Genomic DNA, 17,845 nt, shown 5'->3' on the forward strand with positions numbered 1-17,845 from the left:
ATCTTCCACCAGGAACCTCATGAATCGCTCCTTGCGCACTAATGCTTCCCTGCTTGCGCTTTCGTTGCTGCTCGCAGGCTGCTCCAGTTCCCTGCTCGAATCCAAACGTATCGATTACAAGAGCGCCAAGAACAACCAGATCGCTCCGCTTGAGATTCCGCCCGATCTGACCGCGCCCACGCGCGACGACCGTTTCGCCGTGCCGGACGTGGCACCGCGTGGCGTGGCAACCTTCTCGGCCTACAACGCTGACCGCGCCGGACAGTCGGGCGTCCGCGCCTCCAATGACGTCATGCCCGTGCCCGATCGCATGCGTATCGAGCGTGCAGGCAGCCAGCGCTGGCTGGTCCTGCCCGGCAATGCAGCCGACCTGTGGCCGCAGATCAGGAACTTCTGGCTAGAACTCGGGTTCATCCTGAATGTCGACAGCCCCGAAATCGGTGTGCTGGAGACGGACTGGGCGGAAGACCGCGCCAAGATCCCGCAGGATTTCCTGCGTTCCACGCTGGGTAAGGTCATCGATGGCCTGTACTCCACCCCCGAACGCGACAAGTTCCGTACGCGCCTGGAAGAGGGCAAGGAGCCGGGCACGGTCGAGATCTACATCAGCCACCGCGGCATGATGGAAATCTATCCGACCGAGGCAAAGGATTCGACCATCTGGCAACCGCGTCCGGCCGATCCCGAACTCGAAGCCGAGATGCTGCGCCGGCTGATGATCAGTCTGGGTGCAGACGAGGCCCGTGCGCAGGCAGCACTTGCCGTGGCGCCGGTGGCAGAGCGCGCCAAGATGGCAACCGTCGATGGTCAGATGAACCTGCAGGTGCAGGAGCCGTTCGATCGTGCCTGGCGTCGCGTGGGTCTGGCACTCGACCGCATCGGTTTCACGGTTGAAGACCGTGATCGTGCGCAGGGGCTTTATTTCGTGCGCTATGTCGATCCCGATGCGGACAGCCGTAGCGGAAAGGATGAGGGTTTCTTCTCCAAGCTGGCGTTCTGGCGCAGCAGCGACAAGCCTGCCGTCGGTGGCAGCGAGTACAAGCTCAGGGTGCAGGGGCAGGCCGAAGGGTCCACCGTCACCGTGCTGACCAAGGAAGGCGCGGTGGACAAGTCGGCCACGGCCAAGCGCATGCTTGGATTGCTGCAGCAGGAATTGCGTTAAGCCGATTGATGCCGGCCCGTCCGTCCCTCGCGGCGGCGGCCGGCATCCAGTTTGATGAATGCCCGATCGTCGGGCAAAAAAAAGCCGGTCTGCAAAGACCGGCTTTTTTGCATCCGTGCTGAAGAATTACTTCGGCATGGCGTCCTTCACGGCGTCGGAAGTGGCAGCAGCGCCTTCCTTGGCAGCTTCCACAGCGTTGGCAGCGCCTTCCTTGGCAGCTTCCACAGCGTCGGCAGCGCCTTCCTTGGCAGCTTCAACGGCAGCAGCAGCGCTTTCCTTGGCGGCGTCAACGGCGTCAGCAGCGTCTTCCTTGGCTTCTTCAGCTGCGGCGGCAGCTTCTTCCTTCGCTTCTTCAACAGCAGCGGGCTGCTCGGTCGGTGCGACCTGCTCAACCGGAGCCGGTGCCGGCTCTTCCTTGCTGCAGGCGGAAAGGGCGAAGGCCATCATGGCGGCGACGAGGAGAGAAAGCTTCATTCTGTTTTCCTTTTTTGACTTGGGTGAAGACAGCAGTTGCCCGGCGTTTCGACGATGAATATCGGATACCGGAAGCACATCAATGCTAGCACGTTACGATTGCGAGCATCCACCCGAATGGTGCATTGCGAAATGCATTGAAATCGGCCTAGAGCCCAAGCTGCACGCCATTCGGACCCGTTTCGCCGCTTGCCCAAAGTGTTTCAAATTGTGCGATATGCACTGAAGTGGACTGTGGATCGTCGGTGCAGTGTTTCCCGCGCGCACGTTCGTGGTGAAAGCGGGTGACGAGATGCTTTCCATCCGCAATCGCAAAAGGGGCGTCGGGTACCGCCCGCACGTCGCTCGCCACCCTCACCATCATGCGCTGGCTGAATCGTGACAGCAGGCCGAGCAGGCGGGGGCAGCGCTGTTCGAGATAGGCCGCATCCTTGAGCAGGATGCGAATGGCCAGCGGCTGGGCCGAACGTTGCAGGAAGGCGGTGAGCGCTTCGATGCCGGCGCTGCTCTCGAAGCCGGTCTCGCCGAGATCGGGGTCCGAGAGCAGCAGGGTGGACTGCGCCCGGCCGACCAATTCGAGCAGCGCGCCCCGGAAGTCAGACCAGGTGTCGAAGTTGTAAGTGACGGGTTCAGTCATGATCGGACGAGGGATGGGCGAATCCGTCCTCGTGCCACTGATGCAGCAGATCGAGGAAGCTGGCCGAAAGCGTCTGGCCCCGCTCCAGCTTGCGGCGGTGGGCGAGATCCGCGAGTGCAGGGTGGTCGGCCGGGTCGAACTCGACCGGCTCGCCGTTGAGGTAGAAGCCGGTTTCGGACCAAAGCAGCAGGGTGCGGGCATCGAGGGCATACCCGTGCTTGTTGACTGCGGTCTCGAAACGCTTGCGGCTCAGGGGTTTTTCCGGTGGATCGAAAAAGATGTGCGCTTTCGGTTCGGTGAGGTACTCGCCGATGAACTCGGTGACGTCTTTTCGCGACCAGCGGATTGCGGAAAGCATGTTCTCGATCTGGTCGATCATCTTCGGTCCGATCTCGGCCGAATTCTCCTGCAGCGTCAGGTCGGGGTCGGCATACAGTCCGTCGAGGCAGATGCGCTCCTGCATCCAGCCGAGGAATTCGGCGCCCAGTTCCTGCGCCGTGGGCGAACGAAAGCCGATCGAATAGGTGGTGCATTCGCCGATTGCGGTGCCGTTGTGGGCCCAGTGAGGCGGCAGGTAGAGCATGTCGCCGGGCTCAAGCACCCAGTCGTGCGCAGGCTGAAAGTTTTTCAGGATACGCAGCGGCGCATCCTCCACCAGGCTGCGATCCTCCTGATCGGCGATCTGCCAGCGCCGCTTGCCGATGCCCTGCAGCAGGAACACGTCGTAATTGTCGAAGTGCGGACCGACACCGCCGCCATCGACTGCGTAGCTCACCATCAGGTCATCGAGGCGTGCTTGCGGAATGAAGTCGAACTGGTGCAGCAGTGCGTCGCCCGCGGGCGACCACAGGTTCAGGCCCTGGACCAGAACCGTCCACGGCTGGCGCTTGCCGCGCAGACGGCCGCGCGTTTGCGGTCCGCGTTCAAGCACCCACTCGCTGCCTGGCGTGTCGGGCAGGTAACGCACATAGCGGGATTCGACATCGGCGTCACAGGCGAGGTCGAACAGTTCGTCGCGCGATACGACGCCGGTGAAGCCGGGCACGGCCTGGCGCACGAGGAGGGGTTTCTTTTGCCAGTATTCCTCGAGAAACTGGCGGGGCGACATGCCCCCGAGCAGGGTTTTCATCATGGGCTGCATTATAGGCTTCGGGTATCTTCGGCGCAGCCACCCTCAGCAGTGCCGAATGCAGGTGCACGTCCGGCAATGCTCGCCGGCAGATCGTGCGCATGCGTTAAAATCGCGGGCTTTTCTCCATCGGGAAGCATCATGCCGATTGCAGTCATCGAGTCACTCGACCATGAAGGCCGTGGCGTCACCCATGTCGATGGGAAGGCGGTCTTCGTCGAGGGGGCATTGCCGGGCGAAACCGTCGAGTACGCGGTTCACCGCAGCAAACCCACCTACGAGCAGGCCGAGGCGGTGCGCATCATCAAACAGAGCGCGCAACGTGTAACGCCGCGATGCTCGCTGTACGGTGTCTGCGGCGGCTGTTCGATGCAGCATCTCGACCCGGTGGCGCAGGCGGCGGTCAAGCAGCGCGTCATGGAGAATGCCTTCAGGCATATCGGAAAGATCAAGCCCGAGACCATCCACGCCGCCATTCACGGCCCGTCCTGGGCCTACCGCTACCGGGCACGGATCAGCGTGAAGATGCTGCCGGGCAAGGGCGGTCTGCGCATCGGCTTTCACGAGCGGCGCTCGAGCCATATTGCCGACATGCGCGCTTGCGATGTCCTGCCGAAGCAGATTTCGGCGCTGTTGCCGCGTCTGCGCGAACTCATCGCCGGGCTGTTGAGGCCGGAGCGCGTGGCGCAGATCGAACTGGCGGTCAGCGACACCGGCACCGCGTTCGTCTTTCGCAACCTGTCGCCCATGTCGGCCGCCGACGAGTCCCGTCTGCGGGCGTTTGCCGACGAGGCAGAGGTGCAGGTGTGGTTGCAGCCGGGTGAGCCTGACACCGCGTATCGTTTCCACCCCAAGGATGCACCCAGCCTCGCCTACACCCTGCCCGAGTTCGATGTGAGCATGGACTTCAGGCCGACGGATTTCACCCAGGTGAATGTGCATATCAATCGCCTGCTGATCCGGCGCGCCATGCAGTTGCTCGATCCGCAACCGGGCGAGCGGATTGCCGATCTGTTCTGTGGCCTGGGCAACTTCAGCCTGCCGATCGCGCGCTCGGGCGCAATCGTGGTCGGGGTCGAGGGCAGTGAGTCGCTGGTGCAACGTGCGCTGGAAAACGCCCGCAGCAACGGGCTGGCCGAGCGCACCGAGTTTCATGCCGCCAACCTTTTTGACACCACCGAAGACAGCCTCGCCGCGCTGGGTCGCCTGGACAAGCTGCTGATCGACCCGCCGCGCGAAGGCGCGATTGCCGTGGTCCGGGCGCTCGGCCCGCAGCAACGCCCCGCCCGCATCGTGTACGTGTCCTGCAATCCGGCAACCCTGGCGCGGGATGCAGCCGTGCTCGTGCACGAAAAGGGCTACGCCCTGCGCGAAGCCGGCATTGCCAACATGTTTCCGCAGACCTCGCATGTGGAGTCGGTTGCGCTCTTCGAACGCTGCTGAAGCGGCTCCATTTTTCGCGTCGAGTGATATACTGCGCGCCTTCCGGAAGCTTGGCAGAGTGGTCGATTGCACCGGTCTTGAAAACCGGCATACCGAAAGGTATCCAGGGTTCGAATCCCTGAGCTTCCGCCAGACCAAAGAAAAAGCCCCTTGCTCAAGGGGCTTTTTCATTTTCTGCGCGCGGTGTTGCTTCATTCTGTTCCACCACCGGAACGACAGCCGCCGCGCCTCGCTTACACCCGCAGCAGCGCCATCTTCAGTGGCGGGTTGCCGTCCGGGCTGGGGAAGTCGCTTTCGGGTTCGATCCATTCCATTTCGCGGATCGGGCGGCCGGCCTTTGTTGCGCTGCGCTGGAGCTGGTCCAGCCATTCGTCGCGCTTCACCTGCGCCACGTTGTTGCAGCAGATCAGCGTGCCGCCTTCGGCCGTCGACAGCAGGGCGGGCTTGAACAGGGCGGGGTAGTCCTTGACCAGATCAACCACGCCGAAGGGGCTGCGGGCGTAGCGCGGGGGGTCGAGAAAGACGAGGTCGAACTGGTGCGCCTCGAGTTCGGGGAAGGGAGGCATGCGCTTGCCGCGCACCATCTTCGGCTGACCGATGCCGGAGTACTGGCGCAGCGCGGCGAAGGCATCGCTCTTGATGAAGCGCACGCGGATCGGCAGATCGTTGAGGCGGGCGTTCTCCTTGCCCACTGCGAGGCTCGATTCGGAGAAGTCCACGTTGATCACGTGGCGCGCACCCGCGTGGGCAGCAGCGACGCCGACGCCGCAGGTGTAGGCAAAGACGTTGAGCAGCGACTTGCCGGCCGCTTCCTGCATCACGCGCCGGCGTCCGGCGCGCATGTCCAGAAAGAGCCACGGGTCCTGACCGGCGTGGCGGGCCTGGAAGCGGTACTTGACGCCGAGCTCGCGAAACTCGCGCGGCTGCTGTGCGATCTCGATCTGCTCGGGCGTGAGTTCATTCACGATGCGCGAATTCGCCGGGCTGCGGTCGTTCAGGATCAGCGGCAGGCCGGGGTACGCTTCGGCGTAGAAGGCTTCGAGTTCGGCGCGCTCTTCTGCACTGAGCGAGCGGTGAAAGGTCTGCGCGAGCAGGGCGTCGCCGTAGCGGTCTACCGTGAGCCCGGAGAGGCCTTCGACGCTGCCGTGAAAGAGCCGGTAGGCATCGGTCTGTTCGGCGGTGAGCTGGGCGATGAGGGGCGTGCGGGCGGTGAGCGCGCGGTCGAGGCTGGAAGTCAGGGCAGAGGACATGAGTGGCGGGTGTGCGGCGCGCGGGATGCGGGCGGCCGGATGTGATTAGAGTCGCTGGCCCGAGAGTATGCATCACTCTGCCGTTCTTCCGTGCCTGAATCGGGCTTGGCGTGGTTCATAAGTTTCGACTGAGTGAAACTTCAGTGACGCAGACAGTCGTTTTCTGCACGTTTGTTCATGACTAGGATGAAGACATGTCATCAACGGTGCCCACCATGAATCACGATCAAGCTTTCTGGCTGCCCTACACGGCCAACCGCGCCTTCTGGAAATCCCCCCGCGTCATCAAGGCGGCACGCGGTCACTACTACACGGCCGATGATGGCCAGCAGTTGCTGGATGCCTTCTCCGGCCTGTGGACTTCGGGTCTGGGTCACTGCCATCCGGCAATCGTCTCGGCGGTGCAGGAGCAGGTGGCCACGCTCGACTACAGCATGGGCTTTCAGGTAACGAACGACCGCGCGATTGCACTGGCGCGTGAAGTGGCGGATCTGGCGCCTGCCGGGCTCGACCGGGTGTTCTTCACCAACTCCGGCTCGGAGTCGGCCGATACCGCACTCAAGATCGCGCTGGCCTATCACCGTGCGCGTGGCGAGGGCCAGCGTACGCGGCTGATCGGGCGCGAGCGGGGTTATCACGGCGTGAACTTCGGTGGCATGTCGGTGGGCGGCATTCCTGGCAACCGCAAGGTGTTCAGCGCTGTCATGCTGCCGGGCGTGGACCACATCCGGCACACCTACAGTCATGCGGACATGGCCTTCAGCCGCGGTCAGCCGACCTGGGGCTGCGATCTGGCAGAGGATCTCGAGCGCGTGGTTGCCCTGCATGATGCGTCGAACATTGCGGCGCTGATCGTGGAGCCGGTGTCGGGCTCGACCGGAATCCTGGTGCCGCCGATCGGCTACCTGCAGCGCCTGCGCGAGATCTGCGACAAGCACGGCATCCTGCTGATCTTCGACGAAGTGATCACCGCTTTCGGCCGCGTCGGCGCACCCTTTGCCGCGGCACGGTTCGGCGTGACGCCCGACATCATCACCACCGCCAAGGGGCTGACCAACGGCGTGGTGCCGATGGGTGCGGTCATCGTGCGCGAGGAGATCTATCAGGCGCTGATGCAGGGCCCAGACAACGCGGTCGAGCTCTTCCATGGCTACACGTATTCGGGCCATCCGCTGGCTGCAGCGGCGGGTCTGGCGGCGATGAAGGTCTATCGTGAAGAAGACAGCTTTGCCCGCGCGCTTGCGCTCGAGCCGGTGTTCGAAGAGGCCATCCACGCGCTGAAGGGCGAACCGCATGTGATCGATATCCGAAACTTCGGCCTCATGGGCGGCATCGAACTGGCACCGCGCCCGGGTGCGCCCGGTGCGCGCGGTTACGAGGTCTTCCTCAAGTGCTTCGAAGCGGGCGTGGTGATCCGCAATGGTGGCGACATCCTGCAGTTCTCGCCCTTCCTCGACTCGACGCCGGACGAACTCACCCGTATCTTCGAAACCGTACGCGATGCGCTGCGCGCGGTCGCATGAACCCAGAATAATTCAGAGAGACAGCAGATGAACACGATTGGTCACTACATCAATGGTCAGACGCTCGCCGACAGCGGACGTCTGCAACCGGTCTTCAATCCCGCGCTGGGCGAACCCGTGCGTCAGGTGGCGATGGCCAGCCGCGCCACGGTGGAGCAGGCGATTGCCTCGGCCGAGGCGGCTTTCCCTGCCTGGCGCAAGACGCCGCCGCTCAAGCGCGCCCGCATTCTCTTCGCCTACAAGGCGCTGCTCGACAAGCACGCCGACCGCATCGTCGCGGCCATCGTGGAAGAGCACGGCAAGGTGTGGGAGGACGCGCATGGCGAACTGCAGCGCGGCATCGAGGTGGTGGAATACGCCTGCGGTGCGCCGGAGTTCCTCAAGGGCGAGCACAGCCGCGACGTCGGCCCCGAGATCGATTCGTGGTCGGAGTTTCCGCCGCTGGGCGTGGTGGCCGGCATCACGCCGTTCAACTTCCCGTCCATGGTGCCGATGTGGATGTTCCCGATGGCGATTGCCTGCGGCAACTGCTTCATCCTCAAGCCCTCGGAGAAAGACCCGTCGGCGGCGATGATCCTGGCCGAACTGCTGACCGAAGCCGGTCTGCCGCCGGGCGTGTTCAACGTCGTCAATGGTGACAAGGAAGCGGTCGACACCCTGCTGACCGATGCACGGGTGAAGGCGGTGAGCTTTGTCGGCTCGACCCCGATCGCCGAATACATCTATGCCACCGGCACCGCACACGGCAAGCGTGTGCAGGCGCTGGGCGGCGCCAAGAACCATGCGGTGCTGATGCCCGACGCCGACCTCGAAAACGCGGTCAACGCCATCATGGGCGCGGCCTACGGCTCCTGCGGCGAACGCTGCATGGCGATCTCGGTGGTGGTTGCAGTAGGCGATCAGGTCGCCGACGAGCTGGTAAAGCGCCTCAAACCCAAGGTCGAGGCGCTGGCCATCGGCAACGGCCAGACGCGCGGGCTGGACATGGGCCCGCTGATCACCGGCGTGCATCGCGACAAGGTGAAGAGCTACATCGACCTCGGCGCGGAAGAGGGCGCCGAACTCGTGGTCGACGGCCGCACGCTCAAGGTGCCAGGCTGCGAGAACGGCTTCTTCCTCGGCGGCACGCTGTTCGATCACGTCAAGCCCGGGATGCGCGTCTACAAGGAAGAGATCTTTGGCCCGGTGCTGGCCATCGTGCGTGTCGCGAGCCTGGACGAGGCGATTGCGCTGATCGACGCTCACGAATTCGGCAACGGTACCTGCGTGTTCACCCGCGACGGCGCGGTTGCGCGTCACTTCACCGACAGCGTTCAGGTCGGCATGGTCGGGGTGAACGTGCCGCTGCCGGTGCCGGTTGCGTGCCAGAGCTTCGGCGGCTGGAAGCGTTCGCTGTTCGGCGATCTGTACGCCTACGGCCCGGATGCGGTGCGTTTCTACACGCGGCGCAAGACCCTCACCCAGCGCTGGCCCAGCGCCAGTATCGAGAAGGCGCAGTTCGCCTTTCCCAGCAACGGCTGATCGGAGCCTATTGAATGAATGATCGTCTTCCCGCTGCCGGCGCTTCGGCGTCCGGCCTCGCCATCGACGGCTCGCGCCTGTGGCAGTCACTGATGGATCTGGCGCAGCTTGGCGCCACCGCAAAGGGCGGCGTATGCCGTCTGGCGCTCACCGAACTCGACGGCAAGGCGCGCGACCTCTTCGCCGCCTGGTGTCGTGCCGAAGGCTGCAGCATCCGCATCGACCAGATCGGCAACATCTTTGCCCGCCGCGCGGGCACCCGCGACGACCTGCCGGCGATCGCCACCGGCAGCCATATCGACACCCAGCCCACCGGCGGCAAGTTCGACGGCAATTACGGGGTGATGGCCGGGCTCGAGGTGATTCGCACGCTCAACCAGCACAACATCCGCACCGAGGCGCCGATCGAGGTCTGCGTGTGGACCAATGAGGAAGGCTCGCGCTTCGTGCCGGTGATGATGGGCTCGGGTGTGTATGTCGATGCCTTCACGCTCGACCATGCGCTGAGCCGCGCCGATCACGACGGCATTACCGTGGCGAGGGCGCTGGCTGACATCGGTTATGCCGGTGATGCGCCGGCGTCGGTCAGTGCCGGCGCACCGCGCTTCGGTGCCTACTTCGAGGCGCATATCGAGCAGGGCCCGGTGCTTGAGGATGCCGACACCACGATCGGCGTCGTGACTGGCGCACTCGGCCAGCGCTGGTACGACGTCACCGTCACCGGCATGGAGTCGCACGCCGGCCCCACGCCGATGCGCTTGCGCAAGGATGCGCTGTTTGCCGCGACCCACCTCATGCAGAAGGTGGTGGAGATCGCGCTCGCGCATCAGCCTGACGGGCGCGGCACGGTCGGTTGCGTGCATGTGTACCCGAACTCGCGCAACGTGATTCCGGGCAAGGTCAGCTTCACCGTGGATTTCCGTCACGGCAACGACGACGGCCTGCTGGCGATGGATGCGGCATTGCGCGCAGCCGCCGAGCTGCTGCAGAAGGACTTTCCGGTCAGCGTTGCAGTGGAGCAGGTGGTGTACTTCGAGCCGGTGGCCTTTGCCCCCGAGCTGGTCGATGCTATCCGCGGCGGCGCCGAGCGGGCGGGTTGCAGCCATCTCGACATCGTCAGCGGTGCGGGTCACGACGCGGTCTATGTCGCCGGTACGGCGCCCACGGCAATGATCTTCGTACCGTGCAAGGACGGCATCTCGCACAACGAGATCGAGGACGCGGACCCCGAGCACCTGGCTGCAGGTGCCAATGTGCTGCTTCATGCGATGCTGGCGCGGGCGGGCACGGTGAGCTGAGTTCCGTCTCCAGTCGAGCGGTGCAAAGCACGACAGGGCGCCCGGCGAGTGATTCGCCGGGCGCCCTGTTTTCTGTCGTTTGCAGCGGTCTGAGGATCAGCCCTCGGCGGCAATCCTCTGCGCCATCGCGATCAGGCTGCGGTCGCTGCCGGCGGGGCCGAGCAGGGACAGGCCGAGCGGGGCGCCGTTGCGCTTGACCAGCGGCATCGACAGTTGCGGGAAACCGCTCAGTCCGGCCAGGCACAGGAGCTTGATCGCATTGTTGCGATAGTCCTCGAGCCCGGCCTCGTCGGTGGTGAGCAGGGGGGCGATGTCGGGCATGGTCGGCAGCACCATGACGCCATCGCTGCCGAGGATCTCAGCCAGTGCGGCGCGGACCTCGTCGCGGATCGCCACGCTTTCTTCGACCTGGGCATCGGTCACCAGCTTGGACCACGCAAAGCGGTCGCGCACGCCGGGGCCGAGGGCGAGGCCGTGGCGTTCGATCATGTCGCCGTCGGTCTGCCACGCCTCACGTCCCTGGATGTAGCGGAAGGCCCAGTAGTTGCGATCGAAACCCTTGGGCGCCATGCGCATGAACACGGCTTTGCCGAACAGCGCCTCGACGCGGTCGAGTGCCGGCTGCAGTGCATCGGACACGGCGCCGTCGAGCAGGCTCCAGCCGTCTTCCGGATAGAGCAGGCGGGGTTGTGCGGGCAGTGGTGAAGCGTCGGTGCCGAGCAGCACATCCGCCACCCGGCCAAAGGTCTCCGCATCGCGGGTGAAGAAGCCGCAGCTGTCGAAGCCCGGCGCGAGGTCCAGGCAGTTTTCCAGGCTGATGCGGCCGTGGGTCGGGCGCAGACCGAAGAGTCCGCAGTGGCTGGCCGGGCAGCGGACGGAGCCGCCGGTGTCGGTGCCGAGGGCGAAATCCACCAGTCCGTTGGAGACCGCCGCCGCCGAACCCGAGGACGAGCCACCGGGGATGCGGTCGGGTGCGCCGCCATTGACCGGTGCGCCGAAGTGGGCGTTGATGCCGTTCATCGAGAACGCGAGTTCGTCGGTATAGGTCTTGCCGACGAAGCGGGCACCGCTGTCGAGCAGGCGCTGCACGGTGGGCGCGGTGCGGGTCTTGATGCCCGACAGCGCCAGTACGTGCGGGTTGCCGCCGCCGGTCGGATAGCCTGCAACGTCGAAGAGATCCTTTACCGCAAAGCTGAGGCCGTCGAGCGGGCCGCCCGGCGTATGGGGCAGCGCGACTGCGGGGTAGGGAACGAAGGCGTGGGCGGGGTCGTGTTCGATCAGCATGAGGGGTCCGTTGTGGCTGTGGCGTGAGGGCTGTGCGGGCTTGCCCGCTCAGGCGATTTCGGTGACGGGAGGGGGTACGTGCGCTGCGGCTCGTGTCATGACCTGGGCCGTGGCGTCGGTGCGCAGGCAGCGCGCACGGTGGCTGCCCCCAAGCTCGACGGCGTCGGGCTGGGTCTGCAGGCAGGCGGGCTGGACGAAGGTACAGCGCTCGGCAAAGGCGCAGCCGGCGGGCAGGTTTGCGAGGTCGGGCGGTGCGCCGGGAATGCTCGCCAGGCGAGCGCCCTTTTCCATCGCGCCGTCGGCACGGGCCTTCATCAGGGCCAGGGTGTAGGGGTGGCGGGGGTTGCGAATCACTTCGCGGGTGGGGCCTTCCTCGACGATGCGGCCGGCGTACATGACCGCGAAACGGTCGGCAACCTCCACCGCGGCACCCATGTCATGGGTGACGAAGATGATCCCCAGACCCAGTTCGCGCTGCAGTTCGCGCAACAGCAGCAGGATCTGGATCTGCACCGTGGCATCGAGCGCGGTGGTGGGCTCGTCGGCGAGCAGCACCTGGGGCCGGCAGGCCAGCGCGAGCGCAATCATTGCACGCTGGCGCATGCCGCCCGACATCTCGTGCGGGTAGGCGTCGAGGCGGCGCTCGGGGCTGGGAATGCGCACGCGCTCGAACAGCTCCAGCGCACGCTTGCGTGCGTCTGCCGGGCTGATGCGTTCGTGACGGCGGATGGACTCCACGATCTGCTGGCCGACGGTGTAGACCGGGTCGAGGGCGAGCAGCGGCTCCTGAAAGATCATCGACGCGATGCGACCGCGATAGTCGGCGAGCGCGCGGCTGCCCATGGCGAGCACGTCGGCGCCGGCAACGTCGACCTTGCCTTCGATGCGGGTGCGGCGCTCGGGGTGCAGGCGCAGCAGCGAGCGCAGGGTGACGCTCTTCCCCGAGCCGGATTCGCCGATCAGGGCCACGGTTTCACCGCGGGCAACGCTGAGGTCGACGCCATTGACGGCTTTGACCGGTTTCTTGCCGCCGGTGAAGGTGACGCGCAGGTCGCGCACCGACACGATCGGCGTGCGATCGGTTTGAGTGTCTGTGTTCATGTCGGCTCCGCTCATGATGCGTGGATGACTGCGCCGGCTTGCGAGTGGCCGCTGTCGGGTTCATGGATCAGGCAGGCGGTTTCGCGCTGGTCGCGGTCCTCGAGGGTGGGCACACGCTGCGAACACACGGACTCGGCGAGCGGGCACCGGGTGTGAAAGCGGCAGCCCGGCGGCGGGTCGATGGGGTTGGGCGGATCGCCCGCAAGTGCGGCCTCTTCGGTGCGGCGGTCGGGGTCCATCGACGGCATGGACGAAAGCAGCGCCCGGGTGTAGGGGTGATGCGGCTGCTGAAACAGCGCTTCGGCGGGGCCGGTTTCGGCCACCTTGCCCAGATACATCACCATGACCCGGTCGGAGATGTAGCGCACCACGTGAAGGTCGTGGCTGATGAAGAGGTAGGTCAGGCCGAACTCTTCCTTCAGGTCCATCAGCAGGTTCAGCACCTGTGCTTCGACCGATTTGTCGAGCGCCGACACCGCTTCGTCGAGGATCACCAGGCGCGGCTCGCAGGCCAGCGCACGGGCGATATTGACGCGCTGGCGCTGGCCGCCGGACAGTTCGTGCGGATAGCGCCCGGCAAAGCGCCGCGGCTCGAGGCCGACGCGTGCGAGGAGGTCGCGGGCGCGGGTGATGGCGACCTGTTTCGGTACGCCATGCACCTGGGGGCCAAAGGCGATCGAGTCCTGAATGGTGAGGCGGGGGTTCAGGGACGAGTAGCTGTCCTGGAACACCATCTGCACCTGACGGCGGTATTCGCGCAGGGGCAGGGCCGCGGAGCCGACGGTTTCGCCGTTGAAGACGATCTCGCCCGCAGAAGGTTCGATCAGGTGCATCAGCAGGCGTGCGGTGGTCGACTTGCCGCAACCGGACTCGCCCACCACGCCAAGCGTCTCACCCTTCATGATCTTGAAGTCGACACCATCGACCGCGCGCACGACCTTGCCGCCGCCGATCAGGGTTTCCACAAAACTCTTCTTGAGGTCGAAGTGCTTGACCAGTTTGCTGACGGTCAGCAGGGGCTGCGCGGGGCCGCCGCGGTCGCTGCCCGCTGGTGCGCCGATATGTTCGATGCTGATTCCGGTACTCATGACGGACTCCCTGGATTAGCTCTTGACGTCCATCGCCGAGCGCAGGCTGTCGGACAGCAGGTTGAAGGAGATCGAGGTGATGAAGATCATCACGCCGGGCAGGGCCGCCACCCAGGGCTGGGTGTAGATTGCGGTGCGCAGGGTGTTGAGCATCAGGCCCCATTCGGGTTCGGGCGGGCGTACGCCGAGGCCAAGGAAGGACAGGCCGGAGGCGAGAATCATCGATACCGCGATCAGGCTGGTTGCAAAGACGAAGATCGGCCCCAGCACGTTGCCCAGCACATGGACCCGCACGATGGTGAAGGGGCTGGCACCTGATGCGCGTGCCGCTTCGACGTAGTCTCGCCCCCTGACCTGGGTGGTGACGCTTTCTGCCACCCGCGCGATCTGCGGAATGAACACGATGGTCAGCGACAGCAGCGCGTTGCCGATGCCGGCGCCGAGCGCGCCCGACAGGGCGATGGCGAGCAGCACCGACGGGAAGGCGTAGAGAATGTCGATGGTGCGCATGATCAGCGTGTTCACCAGGCCGCCCGCGTAGCCGGCGAGGATGCCGATGCCGCTGCCGATGACGAAGGCGATCAGCACCGGGGTGATGCCCATGAACAGCGACAGGCGCGTGCCCAGCATCAGGCGCGACAGCATGTCGCGGCCGAGTTCGTCGGAGCCCAGCGGAAAGCCTTCGAAGCCGATCGGTTTCAGGCGCTTGAACATCGAGGTCGCGTAGGGGTCGGACGGCACCAGCATGGGGGCGAAGATCGCCATCACGATCAGGATCAGCAGCACGGCGCCGGCGCCCAGTGCAACCGGGTCGCGCATGAGTTTGCGCCCGACGCCGGACCAGAAGCCAGGCGAGCGCTCGACGGGTTCGGCGGCAGCGGGCACGGGGGCGAGGCTTGCGGCAGTCGCAGTCATGTTCATGATCTCTGGATCCTCGGGTCGAGGGTGGTCTGAAGCACATCCACCAGCAGGTTGAGCACGACGAAGAAGGTGGCCAGCACCAGGATCGTGCCCTGCAGCAGTGGCATGTCGCGCTGGAAGATGGCGGAGTTGAGCAGGAAGCCGGTACCCGGCCACGAGAACACGGTTTCGATCAGGATCGAGCCGCCGAGCAGGTAGCCGAGTTGCAGACCCATCACTGCGAGTGCGGTGGGGGCGGCGTTCTTGACCACGTGCAGGAAGATGCCGAAGTCGGTCAGGCCCTTGGCGCGCAGGCCGACCACGAATTCCTGCGCCAGGATGTCGGCCACCAGGGCGCGGACGGTACGGGCAATGATGCCCATCGGGATGACTGACATCGTGATCGCGGGCAGCACCATGAACTGGACGTGAGCCCAGTCCCAGGCCCATTCGCCTGATCCGCCGGGGCCGGCGCCGGTTGCAGGCAGCCACATCAGCTGCGACGAGAAGATGATGACCAGCACCATGCCCAGCCAGTAGTGCGGCACGCTCACGCCGAGCACCGACAGTGCGGAGGCCACACGGTCCACCCAGGAGTCGCGAAAGTAGCCGGCAACAAAGCCGAACAGGCTGCCGAACAGGAAGCCGATCAGGGTGGCCATGCACGACAGCATCAGGGTGTTGCCGACTGCACGCATGACTTCGATCGAAACCGAGCGGCCGGAGGCGATCGAGGTGCCGAGGTCGCCGTGCAGCGCACGCCAGAACCAGTTGGCAAATTGTTCGTACCAGGGACGGTCGAAACCGTAGAGTTTCATCAGCTGCTGTTGCAGTTCGATCGAGGCATCGGGCGGCAGGATGGAAACCAGCGGGTCGCCCGGCGAAATATGCACCAGCAGAAAGCAGAAGAAGGCGACGCCGATCATGATCGGAATCGTGTAGATGATGCGGCGCAGGAGATAGAAGATCATCGTTCGGCCCTGTGGGTCGTTGTACAAAAAACCGCCGGCGCGCCGGCCGGCGGCAAACCCGGTTCGCGCCGCGATGCCGCGGCGCGATTCGGGACAATCAGTCCATCTTCATCGTGGCGATGTCGATGAACCAGCTCTTCGGTTGCACCACGTTCTTGATCTTGGCCGACATTGCGCGCGGGCCGACGTCGTGGGCGACGAAGATGAACGGTGCCTCTTCCACGATGCGTGCGTGCAGCTTCGCAAGGGCGGCATCGCGCGTCTTGTCGTCGAAGCTGGTGCGGGCGGTCGCGATCAGGGCGTCGAACTCGTCATTGCCGAAGTAGCCCCAGTTGTTGGAAACCGGGGGGAAGGTCTTGGTGCTGACGAAGCGCACCATGGCGAAGAAGGGGTCCATCGCGGCGGCCGACACGTTGATGCCGTTGGCGCCGTTGGCCGACGGGTCCTTCGCGCCCTTGCGCCAGTTGGTGAACAGCGTGTTCCACTCAAGCACGTCGAGCTGAACGTCGAAGTTGCACTGCTTCAGGCTTTCCTGGATGTACTCGTTCATCGGCAGCGGCTGCATCTGGCCCGAACCCGAGGCCGAAACCTGGATCTTCACCTTCAGCGGCTTGTCGGCGGTGTGGCCGGCTTCGGCCATCATCTTGGTCGCGGTTGCGGGGTCGAACTTGATGTCGAACTTCGGATTGCCCCACCACGGATGGTCGGGCGACACGATGCCCTTGGCTTCACCCATCATGCCGCCGAGGAAGGCCTTCAGTTCGGCACGGTTGATACACAGGTTGGCGGCCTGACGCACGCGCTTGTCCAGCCACGGCGAGCCCTCGGCAAAGGACAGCTGCCACGGCCAGATGTGCGGTTGCGGGTTGGAGTAGATCTTGAAGCCACGGCTCTTGATCTGGTCCATGGCGTCCGGTGCCGGTGCCTCGATCCAGTCCACCTGGCCCGAGAGCAGGGCGGCGGTACGGGCGTTGGCTTCGGGCAGCGGCAGCATCACGACCTTGTCGATTGTCGGTGTGCGCTTCGGATCCCAGTAGCCGGTGTTCTTGGCGACTTCAAGACGCTCGCGCGGCGCGAAGGAAACCATCTTGAACGGGCCGGTGCCGGAGGCATCTGCAGCAAAGGCAATCCATGCCTGCTTGCTGCGCTCTGCAACGTCGGTGACGCTGGCCGGTACGGCCTTGAACTTGGCTTCCCACTGTGCGGGCGAGGCCATGAACAGGTTGGTCAGGTTGATCGGCAGGAAGGCATCCGGCTCGGAAGAGGTGAGTTCGACGGTCAGATCGTCGATCTTCTTCGCGCTGCGCAGGGTGGGCATGCGCGAGGCGGTGACGCCGACCTGGCTGGCGTCGAAATGCTTTGCCGTCTTGTCCAGCACCTTCTGCACGTTCCACACCACGGCGTCGGCGTTGAAGGCGGAGCCGTCATGGAACTTCACGCCGGGCCGCAGCTTGAAGATCCACTTGGTCTTGTCAGCAGCGTCGACAGCCCATGACGTTGCCAGGCCGGGAATCAGCACGCTCGGAGCATCGGCCTTGGACAGATCCCACTGCGTCAGCGAGTCGTACATGGGGATGCCGGTGAAGCGGTTGCCCTCGAAGCCCTGGTCGGGCTGACCCAGGGTGCGCGGAATGTCGGCCGCGGTCATGCCGATGCGGAGCACCTTTTCCTGTGCCATCACGGCGCTGGAAGCGAACGACAGCGCAAGAAGCGTGCTGCCGATCAGGGCGGTTAGCCGACGGGTGGGCCGATTGCATGTGCTCATGGGGTGAATCCTCGCTAGGGTTGAGATGAAGATGAAAGCGTTTCTGGCTGGGGCTTCAGGCCTCGCATTTCGCAAGCGTCATGCCAGGCCTGAAGTGTTTCTACTAAATATGTCGTATGTCGCTGATTCCGCTTGGTTCGGGCTGCGATGGAGGTTCAGTTCCGTTATGTGACAGCCCTTGCCGTTATACGAAACGCTCTTGCGCATGCACCAATTTGGGGAATTGACATCAGTTTGGTGACCGCAGCACTTCGAACAAGATTCGTTCCGCGTTTGTGACTACCTTAGAGACAGCGTTT

15 protein-coding genes and 1 tRNA gene are annotated in these 17,845 nt (G+C 64.7%); 6 read left to right on the forward strand and 10 right to left on the reverse strand.

What is annotated here, in order from left to right:
• The first annotated feature begins 19 nt into the window (after positions 1-19).
• Positions 20-1,162 carry an outer membrane protein assembly factor BamC gene (gene bamC, locus CEW83_RS00850; protein ID WP_108947655.1) on the forward strand — a complete coding sequence of 381 codons (1,143 nt, stop codon included), beginning with the start codon at positions 20-22 and terminating at the stop codon, positions 1,160-1,162.
• Between the two features lie 126 nt (positions 1,163-1,288).
• Here bamC and CEW83_RS00855 read toward each other — a convergent pair whose 3' ends face one another.
• From CEW83_RS00855 to CEW83_RS00865, 3 genes are all read right to left on the reverse strand, one after another.
• The gene (locus CEW83_RS00855; protein ID WP_108947656.1) at positions 1,289-1,636 is read right to left on the reverse strand and encodes a hypothetical protein; all 348 of its coding nucleotides are present in this window, start codon (positions 1,634-1,636) and stop codon (positions 1,289-1,291) included.
• Positions 1,637-1,784: 148 nt separating this feature from the next.
• A complete protein-coding gene (locus CEW83_RS00860) occupies positions 1,785-2,273 on the reverse strand; it encodes a hypothetical protein (protein ID WP_108947657.1) in 489 nt (162 codons plus the stop codon).
• Positions 2,266-3,405 (reverse strand): cupin domain-containing protein, encoded by a 1,140-nt coding sequence (locus CEW83_RS00865; RefSeq protein WP_108951109.1) that lies wholly within the window; start codon positions 3,403-3,405, stop codon positions 2,266-2,268. The genes CEW83_RS00860 and CEW83_RS00865 overlap by 8 nt, the downstream gene beginning before the upstream one ends.
• A 138-nt stretch (positions 3,406-3,543) precedes the next feature.
• Between CEW83_RS00865 and rlmD the strand changes: the two genes are divergently transcribed.
• Both rlmD and CEW83_RS00875 read left to right on the forward strand, forming a co-directional pair.
• Positions 3,544-4,845, forward strand: a complete 1,302-nt coding sequence (gene rlmD / locus CEW83_RS00870; protein ID WP_108947658.1) for a 23S rRNA (uracil(1939)-C(5))-methyltransferase RlmD — start codon at positions 3,544-3,546, stop codon at positions 4,843-4,845.
• 44 nt (positions 4,846-4,889) lie between these two features.
• Positions 4,890-4,977: transfer RNA gene (locus CEW83_RS00875), tRNA-Ser, on the forward strand.
• Between the two features lie 101 nt (positions 4,978-5,078).
• Here the strand turns inward: CEW83_RS00875 and CEW83_RS00880 are convergent.
• Positions 5,079-6,095, reverse strand: coding sequence for a class I SAM-dependent rRNA methyltransferase (locus CEW83_RS00880; RefSeq protein ID WP_108947659.1), 1,017 nt, complete (start codon positions 6,093-6,095; stop codon positions 5,079-5,081).
• Positions 6,096-6,310: 215 nt separating this feature from the next.
• On the opposite strand from CEW83_RS00880, the gene CEW83_RS00885 reads away from it, so the two are divergent.
• The 3 genes from CEW83_RS00885 to CEW83_RS00895 are packed head-to-tail and all read left to right on the forward strand — an operon-like array spanning position 6,311 to position 10,437.
• Entirely contained in the window at positions 6,311-7,618 is a 1,308-nt protein-coding gene (locus CEW83_RS00885; protein ID WP_108951110.1) for an aspartate aminotransferase family protein, read from the forward strand.
• 27 nt (positions 7,619-7,645) lie between these two features.
• On the forward strand, positions 7,646-9,139 hold the full coding sequence (locus tag CEW83_RS00890) for a CoA-acylating methylmalonate-semialdehyde dehydrogenase (protein ID WP_108947660.1): 1,494 nt from the start codon (positions 7,646-7,648) through the stop codon (positions 9,137-9,139).
• A 14-nt stretch (positions 9,140-9,153) separates the two neighbouring features.
• The gene (locus CEW83_RS00895) at positions 9,154-10,437 is read left to right on the forward strand and encodes a Zn-dependent hydrolase (RefSeq protein WP_108947661.1); all 1,284 of its coding nucleotides are present in this window, start codon (positions 9,154-9,156) and stop codon (positions 10,435-10,437) included.
• A gap of 96 nt (positions 10,438-10,533) precedes the next feature.
• Here CEW83_RS00895 and CEW83_RS00900 read toward each other — a convergent pair whose 3' ends face one another.
• From CEW83_RS00900 to CEW83_RS00925, 6 genes are all read right to left on the reverse strand, one after another.
• Positions 10,534-11,721, reverse strand: coding sequence for an amidase (locus tag CEW83_RS00900; protein ID WP_199915184.1), 1,188 nt, complete (start codon positions 11,719-11,721; stop codon positions 10,534-10,536).
• Between the two features lie 48 nt (positions 11,722-11,769).
• Positions 11,770-12,822, reverse strand: a complete 1,053-nt coding sequence (locus CEW83_RS00905; protein ID WP_108951112.1) for an ABC transporter ATP-binding protein — start codon at positions 12,820-12,822, stop codon at positions 11,770-11,772.
• Positions 12,823-12,833: 11 nt separating this feature from the next.
• A complete protein-coding gene (locus tag CEW83_RS00910) occupies positions 12,834-13,910 on the reverse strand; it encodes an ABC transporter ATP-binding protein (RefSeq protein WP_108947662.1) in 1,077 nt (358 codons plus the stop codon).
• A gap of 15 nt (positions 13,911-13,925) precedes the next feature.
• A complete protein-coding gene (locus tag CEW83_RS00915) occupies positions 13,926-14,831 on the reverse strand; it encodes an ABC transporter permease (RefSeq protein ID WP_267896491.1) in 906 nt (301 codons plus the stop codon).
• Positions 14,828-15,781, reverse strand: a complete 954-nt coding sequence (locus tag CEW83_RS00920; protein WP_108947663.1) for an ABC transporter permease — start codon at positions 15,779-15,781, stop codon at positions 14,828-14,830. The genes CEW83_RS00915 and CEW83_RS00920 overlap by 4 nt, the downstream gene beginning before the upstream one ends.
• A 97-nt stretch (positions 15,782-15,878) precedes the next feature.
• Positions 15,879-17,546 (reverse strand): ABC transporter substrate-binding protein, encoded by a 1,668-nt coding sequence (locus tag CEW83_RS00925; RefSeq protein WP_108947664.1) that lies wholly within the window; start codon positions 17,544-17,546, stop codon positions 15,879-15,881.
• Positions 17,547-17,845: the final 299 nt, after the last annotated feature.

This window comes from Parazoarcus communis (genome assembly GCF_003111645.1).
Lineage (GTDB): Bacteria > Pseudomonadota > Gammaproteobacteria > Burkholderiales > Rhodocyclaceae > Parazoarcus > Parazoarcus communis_A.